The organism is Micromonospora sp. NPDC005194, from assembly GCF_040608335.1.
Lineage (GTDB): Bacteria > Actinomycetota > Actinomycetes > Mycobacteriales > Micromonosporaceae > Micromonospora.
On record NZ_JBEXIA010000022.1, the window covers coordinates 57,615 to 71,763 of the forward strand.

Genomic DNA, 14,149 nt, shown 5'->3' on the forward strand with positions numbered 1-14,149 from the left:
GCGGTCGGCGGGGAACCCGCTGGACGCCGTGAGCGGTGGTGTGGCTATTATTGGTCCGCACCCCGCCCGGGGCGATCGACCGGGCGTCGGAGGCGTGGTGGCTGTAGCTCAGTTGGCAGAGCACCGGGTTGTGGTCCCGGTTGTCGTGGGTTCAATTCCCATCAGTCACCCCATATCTCAGGCCCCCTCCTCGGAGGGGGCCTGAGTCGTTTCGGGGCTGGCTGGTGATCCACGCCGTTTACCGGAAACCGGGGTATCCGGGTTCGTCGGATACCCCGGTTTCCTGGATCTCGAGTCGATCCAGGTGGCTGGATCAGGCGGTCGGCGTGGCGGACGGGGTGACGGCGCCGTCCGGGGTCGGCGAAGCGTCCGGGTCGGCCGGCGGCTCGTACGGCAGGGCGCTGCCCTTGACGTACTCGTCCCAGCTCATGTTCCAGTCGGTCCAGCCGTTGCCGTTCTGGAGCTTGCGCTCGGTGCCCTTGACCGTGATCGGGTCGCCGATCTGGGTGTTCTTGAACAGCCAGTCGCCGTTGGCCATCGACACGTTCACGCAGCCGTGCGAGACGTTGACGCTGCCCTGCTGCCCTTCGGACCAAGGGGCCGCGTGGATGAACTCGCCACCCCAGGTGAGCCGCTGCGCGAAGTCAATCTTGGTGCGGTAGCCCTCCTCGGGGCCCAGCTCCTCCATCGTGTCGAACACGGTCTTACGCAGTTTCTCGATCACGACCATCGTCCCGCTGGACGAGGGGGTGCTCTTCTTGCCCAGGCTGACCGGGATGGTCTTGATCACCGAGCCGTCGCGGGTCACCGTCATCCGCTTGGTCTTGTTGTCCACGGTCATGATCAGCGACGAGCCGATCTTGACGTCCACGGAGAGGTCCGAGCGGCCGTAGTAGCCGTCACCCATCGGCAGGCCGCCGGCCTGAACGCGGTAGGAGACCTTGCTGTTCGCCTTCCAGAACTCCTTCGGCCGGTACCGGATCTCGGTGGGGCTGACCCAGTGCCAGATGCCCTCCTGGGCCGGCGTCGAGGTCACCGTCATCCGGCGCTGCACGTCGTCGCGGTAGTCCTCCGGAACGGCACGGCTGAACTTCACGATCAGCGGCATCCCGACGCCGACCACCTGGTTGTCGCCGAGGAAGCTGCTCACCCGTACCTGCTTGTCGGGCTTGGCCATCGTGGTGAAGGTGCTGGTCGCGGTGGCCGGCCGGCCGTCGTCGCCGGTGGCGGTGACCGTGGCGGTGTAGCTGGTGGCGTACTCCAGCGCCCCGTTCGGAAGCCACGTCTTGCCATCCTTGGCGAGGGTGCCCTCGACCGCCTTGCCGGACGCGTCCTTGAGGTCGACGGTGGTCTCCTCGGCGTCCTTCGTGGTGAAGGTGATGCCGGTGGACGCCGGCACGTCCTTGGCGTCCGCCGCCGGCTCGCTGATGGTCGCCGCCGCCTTGGGGGCCGGGCTCTCGTCGCCGCCCTGCCACGAGGACGGCTTGCCGCCGTCGCCGTTGGTGCAGGCGGAGGTGAAGGCCAGCGCCACGGCGAGCAGCCCCGCCGCGAGCACGCGGCGTCGCCCACGGGGCCGGATCAGCTGGTCCTGGCTAGCTCGCATGATGTCCTCACAGTCGTGGTCCCTGACCCATCGTCTCCTAATGACGCGCCAGAACCGGCCTCGGTTGCCGAGGGTGAACCGGAACACGCCGATCAGGATGCCGGAATCTTGGTACCATCCGGCGTTTCGTGATTCGGGCTCGTCTTTGTGCCGGGACTGAGGGTCGCCGCCGCCGTCGTCACGGCGCGGGCAGTGCAAGGGTACGCGCCGGCCCGTGCCATCGGCAGGGCCGGCGCAAAGGAGCCGAACCGTCAGAGCGCCGGGCCGGACCCACCCTTGGGCACCGGCAGAGCGCTGCCCTTCACGAACTCCGACCAGCTCAGGCTCCATGCCGTCCAGCCGTTGCCGGCGACGATCTTGCGCTCGGTGCCCTTGATCGTGATCGGATCGCCGATCCGCGTCTTGTCGAACAGCCACTTGGCGTTCGCCGTCGACACGTTCACGCAGCCGTGCGAGACGTTGGACCGCCCCTGCACATGCTCCGACCAGGGCGCGGCGTGGATGTACTCGCCACCCCAGGTGAGCCGCTGAGCGAAGTCGATCTCGGTGACGTAGCGGTTGGCCGGGTCCGGATCGTCGCGGGTGTCGAAGACCGTGGACTCCTTCTTCTCCATCACGACCATCGTCCCGCTCGACGACGGGGTGCTCTTCTTGCCCAGGCTCACCGGGATGGTGCGCGACAGCGCACCGTTCTCGTACACCGACATCTTCTTCGTGGCGTTGTCGACCTTCATCACGAACGACCGGCCGATCTTGGCGGTGGCCTTGCGGTCGACGTCGCCGTACTTGCCGTTGCTCAGCGGCACGCCGGCCAGCGCGATCCGCACGGTGATGGTGGTGCCCGGCTGCCAGTACTCCGGTGCGCGGTAGTAGGCCTGGGTGCCGTTGTCGACCCAGTGCCAGGCGCCCGGCTGCGGCGGGTCGGTCTTGACGAACATCCGCTTCTGGACCGCGGCCCGGTCCTTCTTCGGGATGCCCGGGTGGAACTCGGTGACCACCGGCATGGCGACCCCGTAGCTCTTGTCGTCGAAGAGGTACAGGCCGGACCCGATGGTCGACTTCGGCTTGGCCATCGTGGTGAAGGTGCTGGTGCCCTGGCTGGTCGTGCCGTCGGGCCCGGTAGCGGTCACCGTGGCGGTGTAGTTGGTGCCGTACTTCAGGGGAGCGGACGGCACCCAGGCGGAGCCGTCGGTGCGCAGCTTGCCCTCCACCGCACCCCCGCCGGCCGCGGCCAGGGTGACTGAGGCGACCTTGCCACCGTCCGGGAGCTTGGCGCTGATCTCCGTGCTCACGGGCTTGTTCTTCGTGCCGTTGGCCGGGCTCAGCGTCAGTGCCGGCCCGCTGGGCGCGTTCGACGCACCCGGGGCTGACGGCGCAGCCGATTCGGGTACGGCACTTGCATCTGTCGACGTCCCGCCGACGAATTCCGGCTTCTTCTGCTCGTCGCCGCACCCGGTCAGTGCCAGCGACGCCGCCAGGGTCAGAGCGCCCACCACCGCCCCGGCTCGCGTGAACCGTGCCATCCCCACCTCTGTTCTCGCGTACCTGGCGGACATCGTGCCCCATCAGTGCCCCGACCCATGCCCCTGCCCCGGAGCTGGCGGTCGGTTTATGACTGTATGTTCCTTAAGCTCGACCGAAGGGGGGAGTCGGGTAACCGGATTGGAGCCCGAGTTGGCGGGGTGCTAATGTTCTCTCCGTTGCCGACGAGCGCCGCTAGCTCAACTGGCAGAGCAGCGGACTCTTAATCCGCGGGTTCGGGGTTCGAGTCCCTGGCGGCGCACCAACGAGCAAGGCCCTGATCTGGTGTTCACACCAGGCCGGGGCCTTTTTCGCGTACGTCGCGGTCGGCGCGGGCGACCTGCCGGGCGCTACCGGGCCCGTCGGTGTCGTCCTGCTCGGAGACGCCGGTGCTCACCTCGACCGGGGCTACCCGTTCCTGAGATCATGTCGCGATGCGGGGACCGGCATGAGCATCACGTCCGTCATCAACTACAAGGGCGGGGTCGGTAAGACCACGATCACCATGAACCTCGGCGCCGAGCTCGCCGCCCGTGGCCGCAAGGTGCTGCTGATCGACTTGGACCCGCAGGCCAGCCTCACCTTCTCGTTCTATCCGGCCGCCGAGTGGGAGACCGACCTCGCGTACGAGAGGACCATCCTGCAGTGGTTCGGCTCGGTGCTTGCCGACGAGCCCACCGGCGCGCTGCACCCGTACGTGCTCACCCCGGAGCCGGTCAACGCGCTGCTGCCCGACGGCGGCCGGCTCGACCTGATCGCCTCCCACCTTCAGCTCGTCGACGTAGATCTGGACCTCGCCGCGGCCCTCGGCGGGTCACGCTTTCAGCACGGCAGCCCGCATTTCCTGCCGCTGCACCGGGCGCTCGCCGACGCGCTCGCCACCGACGAGTTCGCCGGGTACGACGACATCCTGATCGACTGCGCGCCCAACTTCACCATGGTCACCCGGACGGCCATCGTGGCCAGTGAACACATCCTGACCCCGGCGAAGCCCGACTACCTGTCCACACTCGGCATCGACTACCTGCGCAGCAAGGTCTCCGAGCTGGTCCGCGATTTCAACCGGGTGGCCGCCCCCGGCCCGACCATCGACCCGCAGTACCTGGGCGTGGTGTTCACTATGATCCAGTACGCCGCGGGTGGTCCGATCACCGCGTCCCGCAACTACATGCGGCTCACCGACAACCTGGAGGTCCCGGTGTTCCGGCAGACCATCCGGGAGAACAAGACCCTGTTCGGCACGGCCGGTGAACGGCACCTGCCCGCCGTGCTGGTGCCGAACGCCAACGACAAGGTGCAGTACGAGCTCCAGCAGCTGGCCAGCGAGTTCCTGGCCCGCACCCGCCCCTAGAAGGAGAGCCACCGGTGTCCGACCCCGCCGACCTCGCCCACGCCGTACTCCTGCGGGTGGCGGAGTTCGTCCGCGCGCTGCCCGCCGACCAGCTCGCCGCCCTGGCCGACGGCGCGGCGAAGCTCGCCGTCGTCGACAAGGCCCGGCCCGCCGCCCGGACGACGACGGCGGCTTCGGCCGGCGTGGACACAAACCGGGTCCGCACCGACCTCGCGGCGATCGGCGACCGGGCGGCCGGCGCCCGCTACCTCGCCGACCTGAAGCTCACCGTGGTGAAGCTGCGGGCGCTGGCCAGGGAGCTGGGCATCGCGGTGCCCAGCAAGGCCAAGAAGGCCGACATCGAGCAGGACATCCTGCAGTGGACGGTGGGCCGACGGCTGGATTCGGCCGCCATCAGCCGTCCGTCGGCCGCCCGGAACTGACCGCGTCCTCCGGCAGCAGGCTGGCCCGCAGCTCGGCCAGCACGTCGGCCCAGAACGCCGGCGGCGCCGCGCCGCGGAGCTGACCGGCGAGATGTTCGGCAAGCCGGTGAGCCTCCCGCCGGGTGAACGTCGCGTCCGCCGGGTCGTCCATCGACGGCCGGGGCCGGACTGGCGCGTCCAGCGGCACCGGGTCGCCCGTGCAGACGATGTCCAGGTGCCCGGTCGTGCGAGTCAGCGCCACGTACAGCAGCCGGTGGCCGCGTTCGTCACTGGCCACGATCTCCACCGGTTCGACCACCACCACCGCGTCGAACTCCAGGCCCTTGGCCTCCTGCGGGCTGATCAGGTTGACCGCGCCGCCCAACTCGCCCCGGTCGGCGCTGCTCCAGGTCATCCCGTTCGCGGCCAGCGCCGCCTCGACCGGTCGCCGCTGCCGGGGCGGGCAGACGATGCCGACGAACCGGCCGGCTTCGGCGTGCCCCCGCGCCACCGTGACCGCCCGGCCGGCCAGCTCGGCCAGGCCCACCCGGTGCACGCCGGTGTCCGCCGGCCCGTCCCGGACCACTTCCACCGGTGTCACGCCCGGCGCGGCCACCGGCAGCAGCGGCGCCGCCGTCTCGTACGCCTGGCGGGGTACGCGGTAGCCGTACCGCAGGGGGGTGATCCTCGCCGGGTGCACGGTCGGCAGGTGGGTGAGCACCTCGTCCCACGAGTCGCGCGCCCAGTTGCCGGTGGACTGGGCGAGGTCACCGACGACCGTCAGCGACCCGGTGGCGCTGCGTCGGGCCACCGCGCGCAACTGCATTGGGGACAGGTCCTGTGCCTCGTCGACCACCACATGCGCGTACCGCCGGCCCGGCCCGTCGATCAGGTGCGCCAGCTCGTCCAACAGCGGCAGGTCCGCTGCCGACCAGGTCTCCCGGGACAACCGGTCCGCGCCACGCCGGTGCAGCGCAGCCACCTCCGCCGGGGTGAACTCGTCCCCGGCGGCTGCCCGCAGCCGCGCGGTGGAGCCCAGCAGGTCACGCAGGAAGCCGGCCGGGGTCTGCGGTGGCCAGAGCCGGTCGGTGAGATTGCCGACCGCCTCCGAACGGGCCGGGTCCAGCCCGGTCCGGGCGGCGACCAGGGCGGTGAGCCGGTCGCGCAGCAGCCCACGGCGGCCCCCGTACGGCAGGGTCGCCGCCCGTGCCGCGGCGAGCGCCTCGGCCACTTCGACACCGGGCAGGGCGACGAAACGGCCGCCGACCAGCAGCCGCTCGGCCGGGTCCGGGGCGCCGATCCGGGCGTCCAGCGCGCGGGCCAGTAGACCCGCCATCCGGGCCTCGCCCTTGATCCGGGCGACCGCGTCGGGCTCGGTGCGGCCCCGCGGCACATCCGGGCCGAGCCGGCCGACGTCGCGCAGTTCCACCCCGTCGTCGCCCAGCGTCGGCAGCACCTGGCCGATGTACCGGACGAAGGTCGGGTGCGGCCCGACCACCAGCACATCCTGCGCCGACATGTCGTCCCGGTGCTGGAACAGCAGCCAGGACACCCGGTGCAGTGCCACGGCGCTCTTGCCGGTGCCGGGACCACCCTCGATCACCAGCACCTGGTCGCGCGGGGCGCGGATCAGGGCGAACTGGGCGGCCTGAATGGTGGCCACGATGTCCCGCATGGTGCCGGTACGCCCCCGGGCCAGATCGGCCAGCAGTTGCGCGTCCACCGCCTCGGCGATCTCGGCGAGGATGGTGTCGGCGACCTCCTCGATCGTGTTCCCGGCACAGATGAAGGCGCGCTTGCGACGTACCCCCGCTGGGTTTTCCGGGGTGGCCTCGAACCAGCCTGCGGCGGCCGGCGCTTGCCAGTTGACCACCAGCACCTCGCCCTCGGCGTCCCGGATCAGGTGCCGCCCGACGTACCAGGTGTCGCCCGTCTCTGCGTCCACCCGGCCGAACGCCACCGCTTCGTCCGTCGCACCCAACGCCCGCTGCGCCGCGTCGGCGTACCGCCGCAGGTGCGCGGCGGCGCCGGAGTGGGCCGCGGCGGACGGCAGGTGCCGCAGGTCATCGCGACGTCGGTTCCGGTGCGCCGCCGCCGCATCGAAGTACGCCTGCTCGGCGGCGATCTCGGCAGCCCTGGACGTCACGCACCCTCCCCACACCCGAGCCGGCCCGTGGGACCGACGGGATTCGATCCGGTTACCGTACCGGTCGGGTCCGACCCCGCGTCGGCCGTGGATGGACACCCACCGTCCTTGCCCGAGCCGCGATACTGGGGCCGTGTCGAGTCTTCGTCGAGTGCTCAGTGCGATTCGTGGCGCCCACCGGGCACGCTGGCTGCGCCGCGCCCTGCTGGTGGCGGCGCTCGGGGCGGTGTTGGCCGGCGCGGTCACCGGGGGCAGCATGGTGTGGGTCCGCTCTGGCGCGGAGGGCCGGACCTTCACCGTCGAGGACGTTCCCGAGGCGCCGGTGGCCCTGGTGCTGGGCGCCCAGGTCGACCCCGGCGGGCAGCCGTCGGCGTTCCTGGCCGCCCGGCTGGAGATCGCGCGGCAACTGCTCACGGCCGGCAAGGTCCATGCCATCCTGGTCTCCGGTGACCACATGAACTGGGGGTACGACGAGCCGGGCGCAATGCGGCAGTGGCTGGTCGACCGGGGGGTGCCCGACCAGAAGGTGGTGCTCGACCACGCCGGCTTCGACACGTACGACTCCTGCGCCCGGGCCAGGCAGATCTTCGGGGTGCGCCAGGCCACCGTAGTCACCCAGTCCTTTCACCTGGACCGGGCTGTCACGCTCTGCCGGGCCCTCGGCGTCGAGGCCAACGGCGTGGGCGACGAGACGGCCAAGCGGTACGCGCCGCTGTGGCGCCGGGGCGTCGCGCGCGAGTACGGCGCCGCCGACAAGGCGGCGTGGGACGTGCTGTCCGGGCGTGACCCGGTGTACCTGGGCCGGTACGAGACAGGCGTCGACGACGCCCTGCGAGGCTGAACCGGCGGCGCGCCACCCAGCGCGAGGGGCAGTGACGGGGGGCGCACGGCGCCACGATCGACGTCACGAGCCGCCTCGACCACGGCACGCTGTTCGCCATCACGTTCCCCTCGTCGTCCCAGCCTCTCGCCGACGCCGCACAGCCAGCGCAGACGACCGACAGACGGCCCCGACCGTCCTGTCCGGACGGCCAGGGCGGGCCCGTCAGGCCGGGTCCGTGGCCCGCAGCCGTGGCCACCGCTGCTCGGTCCAGGCCCACCGTCAGTCCGGTCAGGTTGGCGGTGCCCCCACCCGAGGCGAAGACCACCGCACCGGCCAGGCCGATCGGATAGCCCAGCTGCTGCACCCGACGCAGGAGCCGCCGGTTCCCGACGACGTCGGTGAGGAGCCGGCGAGCGCGAGGACGAAACCGATTCCGCCGGTCAGCAGGACGGCGGCGCGCAGCGCGGTCCCGACGGCGACTCTTCGCGTGGCGAGCAGGACCAGGCCGAGCAGTGCGTACGTGGTCAGGATGTCGCCCTGGAACAACAGCACCGCGTGCAGGATCCCGAGCACGAAGAGCCCGGCCAGCCGTCGCCGGAACCGGGGAGCGAAGTCGACGCCCCGCCGAGCGGCGGAGTCGAGCTGGAGCGTGAAGCTGTAGCCGAACAGGAAGGAGAAGAGCAGGTAGGCCTTCATCGCGGGGAGCGCCTCGACCACCCACCGGGCCGCCTGGTCGCCCCACGAGTCGTGGGCGGGATCGGGGACCAGATGGAAGGGGTAGCCGGAGGCGAAGAAGGCGATGTTGACAACCAGGATGAGGAGCAGCGCCACGGCGCGCAGCGCGTCGACGTCGGCGATCCGGGAGAACGTCCCGGGCGACCCGTCATTCACGACTGGCGGGTCTTCGATGGAGAACTTCGCGCGACCACCCCCGTGGCGAACAGGAAATCGTTCCGATGGCTCCTCCGTGACGCTATGGAACGGCCTGTCCAGGTGACAGCCGGTGAGCGGGAAGGTCGCCGGTGGGGCAGGCCCTACCCCCGGGGTGGAAGGTGGAACGAATGCCGGCGAACCGACCGGCCGGGATGGCTACTGCCGCTTCGGGAGCAGCAACTCCTCGTGGTCGAGTTCCCGCTCCAGGACCCGCAGTTCCTCGTCCGGCAGCCGACCGGAGTCCCGCCAGCGCACCAACTCCTCGCGCTGCGCGTCGAGGGCCGTGCGGCGGACCCGCAGGGCCGTCTCGTACTGCGGGGAGGTGGGTAGCTCTTCTGACCCGCTCTGCTCAAGCAGGTCGAGTCGCCCGCGGTAACGCGCCAGGCGGGCCAGCAACTGGGTCCGGGTGGTGTTGACGGCCACCGTGCTGTCCGGCTCGGCGGCGGCGACCTCGTCGAGGCGGGCCAGGGCGGCCTCCACCGCCGCCGAACGGGCCTCGTTGCGTACGCGGGCCTGGTCCGTCTCGTTGGCGCGCAGGCCGAGCATCCGCACGAGCGGTGCGAAGGTCAGGCCCTGCCCGACGAGCGTGACGAGCACGACCACGAAGGTGCAGAACAGCAGGAGGTCGCGGTCGGGGAAGGGTGACCCGTCGTCGGTGGTCAGCGGCAGTGTGAAGATCGCAGCCAGGCTGATGACGCCGCGCGTACCGGACCAGCTCAGCGCCACCACCTCCCGGGAGGTGAGGCGGCGGGCGTTGCGGTCGGCCCGGGCGATCTGCCGTGCGGTGCTCGGCTCGTCGGTGTCGTCCTGCTCGGAGATGCCACCCAGGCGGGTGTGCAGGGAGCGGGGGAGCGACTGCGTCATCACCAGCCAGGCGGGGCGCAGGAGCAGCACCACGCCCACGGACACCGCGACGGCGATGACGATGGTCGACGTGTCGTACTGGCGCAGTCCCTTCACGACCTCCGGAAGCTGCTGGCCGATCAGCAGGAAGACGAAGCCTTCGAGGAGGAAGTCGACCAGCCGCCACACCGCGCTGGTCTGCAGCCGGGCGGCCCCGGACCCAACCTGCGGCGCCTGGTGACCGACGATCAGCCCGGCGATCACCACGGCGAGCACGCCGGAGACGTGCAGCGCCTCACCCAGCAGGTAGGCCACGAACGGTGTCGCCAGCGAGATCGCGTTGGACAGCAACGGGTCCGCGGTGAGGGGTCGGGCCAGCCGTTTCGCCCAGGCGACGGCCGCCCCCACAGCGACGCCACCGGCTGCCGCCAGCACGAACTGCGCGACGGCGGCGGGGAACGAGAACGTCCCGCCGACGGCGGCGGCCACCGCCACGCTGAGCATCGTCAGCGCCGTCGCGTCGTTCAGCAGCCCCTCGCCCTGAATGATCGTGACCATCTTCGGGGGCAGGTTGACGCGCCGGCCCACCGCCAGGGCGGCCACCGGGTCGGGCGGAGCTATCGCGGCGCCGACCGCGATTCCGGCGGCGAGCGTCGCCCCGGCGACGAACAGGTGGAACCCGATGCCGACGAGTACTCCGGTGAGAAGCACCAGGACGACGGACAGGCTGACCACGATGCGCAGGTTCCGCCGGATGTCCAGCAGCGAGGAGTCCAGTGCGGCGCTGTAGAGCAGCGGCGGCAGCACGACCATGAGCACCAGCTCGGGGTCGAGGCTGACGTTGGGGCCGGGGAGCAGCGCGTACGCGATGCCGATGAGCGGCAGCAGCGCCGCCGCCGGCAGGCCGGTGCGCGACGCCACCCACCGCACGGCGACGATGACCGCGACGGCAGCGAGCACGAACAACACCATCGAATGGGCGCTCACCTGGTGACGTCCCCCTGGATCGGCGCGCGGCGCGGGCCGCACCAGCGGTAACGAGCCTACCCGCTAGATCAACCCAACCCCGGTCGGCGGTGGGGTGACCCGGGCGGGTCCGCTGGCCGGTATTGCTCGCCCATAGGCGTACGTCTATAGTCTGGCGATCACCACATTCATGGCCGTGGTCAACGCGGCCGGGTCGTCGAAGCGCTTCGACGATTCGTCGTTCAGGCCCGTCAGCCGGGTGTCGAGCCTGGCCACGCCGGTCTCGGCGCCCCCTGGCGCCTGTCGTACGACATGAGGAGAACCGCATGCGGAACAGGCGCCTTCGGCGCGGAATCACCGCGCTCGCGCTCGCACTGCTCGTCCTACCGGCCGTCCCCGGCGCGGCGCACGCCGAACCCACCTACCCGTTCCGAGATCCACACCTGCCCGTGCAGGCCCGGGTCGACGACCTGCTCGGCCGGCTCACCCAGGACGAGAAGATCTCGTGGCTGCACCAGTACCAGCCGGCCGTTCCCCGACTGGGTATCGGCCTGTTCAAGACCGGTACCGAGGCGCTGCACGGGGTCGCCTGGTCGACCGACATCGACAACAACGGCGCGGTCGTGAAGGCTCGCGGCACGTCCTTCCCGCAGCCGGTGGGCATGGCGAGCACCTGGGACACCGACCTGATCCAGCGGGTCGGCTCGGCCGTGGGCGACGAGGCGCGCGGCTACCACGCGCAGAACCCCCGGGTCTGGGGTCTCAACCTCTGGGCGCCGGTGGTCAACCTGCTCCGCGATCCTCGGTGGGGCCGCAACGAGGAGGGCTACTCCGAGGATCCGCTGCTCACCGCGAAGATCTCCACCGCGTACGGCTCGGGGATGTCCGGCGGGGACCCGGACCACCTCAAGAGCGCGCCGACCCTCAAGCACTACCTGGCCTACAACAACGAGGTCCGGCGCGACGTCACCTCGTCGAACGTGCCTCCGCGGGTGCTCAACGAGTACGACCGGGCGGCCTTCAAACCGGCCATCGCCGCCGACGCGGCGACCGGCGTGATGGCCTCGTACAACCTGGTCAACGGCCGTCCCGCGACCGTGGACCCGGACCTGGCGACGGTGGTACGGAGCTGGACCGACAAGCCCCTGATGAACGTCACGGACGCGTGGGCACCGAACAACCTCGTCGCCTCGCAGGGGTACTACCCCAACCAGGCCGAGGGGAACGCCGCGATCGTCAAGGCCGGCCTCAACAGCTTCATCACCGACGACACCAACGCCCAGCCGACCGTCACCGCCATCAAGCAGGCCCTCGCCAGCGGCCTGCTCACCGAGGCGGACATCGACGCCCGGATCTCCGAGACCCTGAACGTCCGGTTCCGCCTCGGTGAGTTCGACCCGGGCGGCGGCCGGTACGGCGGCATCACCCCGGACGTCATCAACAGCCCCGAACACCAACGGCTGGCGCGTCAGGCCGCCGGTGAGGCGATGGTGCTGCTGAAGAACTCCCGACAGGCACTTCCGCTGGACCCGGCCCGGACCCGCAAGGTGGCCGTGCTCGGTCCGCTGGCCGACACCCTCTACTCCGACTGGTACGGCGGCGACCTGCCGTACGAGGTGACCGCGCTCGACGGCATCCGCGAGCGGCTGGGCGGCTCCGCCAGCGTCAGCGGGCTCGACGGTGCGGACCGGATCGCCCTGAAGGACCCGGCGACCGGCCGGTACGTCACGGCCACCGGCACCACCGACGCCGACCCGGTCGCCGCGACCGGTGCCACCGCCTCGCTCGCCGCCCAGTTCGACGCGGTGGACTGGGGCCAGGGTGTGGTGACGCTGCGCAACGCCGCCAACGGCCGCTACCTCGGCTACAACTGGGGGCCCTTCATCACCCGCGACGAGCAGCCGAACGGCTGGTACGTCCAGCAGCAGTTCACGCTGGAGCCGCAGGCCGACGGTACCGTCGCGCTGCGCTACACCGGCTACGAGACGAAGGAGAGCTGGTTCGGCGCCAACACGTACGTCACGGTCGGCGACGACGGCGCCCTCACGCTCGGCGCGTCCACCGCGGCGGACGCGACCCACTTCGACCGCGAGGTGATCAGCAGCGGCGTCGACCGAGCCGTCGCGGCGGCCAGGGCGGCCGACACCGCAGTCCTGGTCGTCGGCAGCAACCCGTTCATCAACGGGCGCGAAGCGCACGACCGGACCTCGACGGCGTTGAGCGCCGGCCAGGAAGCGCTGGTCAAGGCCGTGACGAAGGCCAACCCGCGTACGGTGCTGGTGCTGCAGACCAGCTACCCGGTCACCATCGGATGGGAGCAGGAGCACGTCCCGGCCATCGTCTGGACCACCCACGCGGGCGCCGAGACCGGGCACGCCGTCGCCGACGTCCTGTTCGGTGACCGCAACCCGTCCGGCAAGCTCACCCAGACCTGGTACCGCTCGGATCGGCAACTACCGCCGGACCTGCTGGACTACGACATCATCTCGTCCGGGCAGACCTACCTCTACGGCACCGCGAAGCCGCTCTATCCGTTCGGCCACGGGCTGTCGTACACCCGGTTCCGGTACGGCCAGCCCCGCACCGACGCCCGCTCGGTCGCGGCCGACGGCACCATCACTGTCCGCGTCGACGTGACCAACACCGGCAGCCGAGCCGGGTCCGAGGTCGTCCAGCTCTACACCCACCAGCGCACCTCCCGAGTGAAGACCCCGATCCGGGCGCTCAAGGCGTTCCAGCGGGTGCAGCTCGCACCGGGGCAGACCCGGGCCGTGACGCTCCGGCTGCCCGTCGCCGACCTGGCGAACTGGGACGTCACCCGCAGCCGGTGGGCGGTCGAGTCGTCCACGTACGACCTGCTGGTCGGCGCGAACGCCGAGGACATTCGGGCCCGGACGGCGGTCGCGGTGCGCGGTGAGACGATCCCGGCCCGGGACCTCTCGCGGACCACCCGGGCCGAGAACTTCGACAGGTACGCGGGGGTCCGGCTCGTCGACGAGACGAAGGCACAGGGTACGGCCGTCGGCGCCACCGCCGCCGGTCAATGGATCTCCTTCGCCGGTTCCGTGCTGCGCCCCGGCGCCCACACGTTCACGGCGAGGGTCGCCAGGGCGGCGGCGGGCGCCGGCACGATCCAGGTCCGGCTGGGCTCGCCCACCGGCCGGCTGCTCGGTACGGCCACCGTGCCCAGCACCGGCGACGACTACCGGTACGTGAACGTCAGCGCCGAGGTGGCCCGGACCGCCGGCACCCACGACGTCTACCTGGTGTTCGACTCTCCACTGCGGGTGGTGGACTTCTCGCTGCGGTGACGAATGCGCCCGGTGCTTCGTGATCGTTGGCGGCTGGGCGACACGACACGCCGAGCGGCGCGCTGCTGAGCAGCCACCGATCGGCTCGGGCCGGGGTGCTGGTGCACCCCGGCCCGATTCATCGGATGATGCCCGACCGCACCTCGTCTTACCCGCGTCTTTTGCAACTTTCATAAGCATTTAAACATAGATGAGACCCAATCTTGTATTGCATTCGTCACACGTCTGACATACGCTCCGCGAGAGACTTC

Annotated in this window: 9 protein-coding genes and 2 tRNA genes; 6 read left to right on the top strand and 5 right to left on the bottom strand. The window is 70.9% G+C overall.

All coding sequences use genetic code 11. The features are described 5' to 3' along the window. Positions 1-97 precede the first annotated feature (97 nt). Positions 98-173 (top strand) — tRNA-His (locus ABZU53_RS19630). A 140-nt stretch (positions 174-313) separates the two neighbouring features. On the opposite strand, the gene ABZU53_RS19635 is transcribed toward ABZU53_RS19630, so the two are convergent. Together ABZU53_RS19635 and ABZU53_RS19640 are read right to left on the bottom strand one after the other, a co-directional pair. Further along, on the bottom strand, positions 314-1,603 hold the full coding sequence (locus tag ABZU53_RS19635; protein WP_354855170.1) for an Ig-like domain-containing protein: 1,290 nt from the start codon (positions 1,601-1,603) through the stop codon (positions 314-316). A 251-nt stretch (positions 1,604-1,854) separates the two neighbouring features. Next, the gene (locus tag ABZU53_RS19640) at positions 1,855-3,126 is read right to left on the bottom strand and encodes an Ig-like domain-containing protein (RefSeq protein ID WP_355066942.1); all 1,272 of its coding nucleotides are present in this window, start codon (positions 3,124-3,126) and stop codon (positions 1,855-1,857) included. Positions 3,127-3,313: 187 nt separating this feature from the next. Between ABZU53_RS19640 and ABZU53_RS19645 the strand changes: the two genes are divergently transcribed. The 3 genes from ABZU53_RS19645 to ABZU53_RS19655 all read left to right on the top strand — a co-directional run bounded on the left by ABZU53_RS19645 (position 3,314) and on the right by ABZU53_RS19655 (position 4,897). Next, positions 3,314-3,389, top strand: a tRNA-Lys gene (locus tag ABZU53_RS19645). Between the two features lie 183 nt (positions 3,390-3,572). After that, positions 3,573-4,475, top strand: a complete 903-nt coding sequence (locus ABZU53_RS19650; protein WP_354855172.1) for a ParA family protein — start codon at positions 3,573-3,575, stop codon at positions 4,473-4,475. A gap of 14 nt (positions 4,476-4,489) precedes the next feature. Continuing rightward, positions 4,490-4,897 (top strand): hypothetical protein, encoded by a 408-nt coding sequence (locus tag ABZU53_RS19655; protein WP_355066943.1) that lies wholly within the window; start codon positions 4,490-4,492, stop codon positions 4,895-4,897. Here the strand turns inward: ABZU53_RS19655 and ABZU53_RS19660 are convergent. Beyond that, positions 4,869-7,022 carry a UvrD-helicase domain-containing protein gene (locus ABZU53_RS19660; protein WP_355066944.1) on the bottom strand — a complete coding sequence of 718 codons (2,154 nt, stop codon included), beginning with the start codon at positions 7,020-7,022 and terminating at the stop codon, positions 4,869-4,871. The two genes, ABZU53_RS19655 and ABZU53_RS19660, sit on opposite strands and share 29 nt — an antisense overlap. Before the next feature lie 151 nt (positions 7,023-7,173). Between ABZU53_RS19660 and ABZU53_RS19665 the strand changes: the two genes are divergently transcribed. Further along, a complete protein-coding gene (locus tag ABZU53_RS19665) occupies positions 7,174-7,863 on the top strand; it encodes an ElyC/SanA/YdcF family protein (protein ID WP_355066945.1) in 690 nt (229 codons plus the stop codon). Positions 7,864-8,133: 270 nt separating this feature from the next. Here the strand turns inward: ABZU53_RS19665 and ABZU53_RS19670 are convergent, their stop codons facing one another. Further along, positions 8,134-8,736, bottom strand: a complete 603-nt coding sequence (locus ABZU53_RS19670) for a hypothetical protein (protein ID WP_355066946.1) — start codon at positions 8,734-8,736, stop codon at positions 8,134-8,136. A 198-nt stretch (positions 8,737-8,934) separates the two neighbouring features. Further along, the gene (locus ABZU53_RS19675) at positions 8,935-10,593 is read right to left on the bottom strand and encodes a Na+/H+ antiporter (RefSeq protein ID WP_355066976.1); all 1,659 of its coding nucleotides are present in this window, start codon (positions 10,591-10,593) and stop codon (positions 8,935-8,937) included. Between the two features lie 320 nt (positions 10,594-10,913). Here ABZU53_RS19675 and ABZU53_RS19680 point away from each other — a divergent pair, with 320 nt between their 5' ends. Further along, on the top strand, positions 10,914-13,898 hold the full coding sequence (locus ABZU53_RS19680; RefSeq protein WP_355066947.1) for a glycoside hydrolase family 3 C-terminal domain-containing protein: 2,985 nt from the start codon (positions 10,914-10,916) through the stop codon (positions 13,896-13,898). The last annotated feature ends 251 nt before the right edge of the window (positions 13,899-14,149 follow it).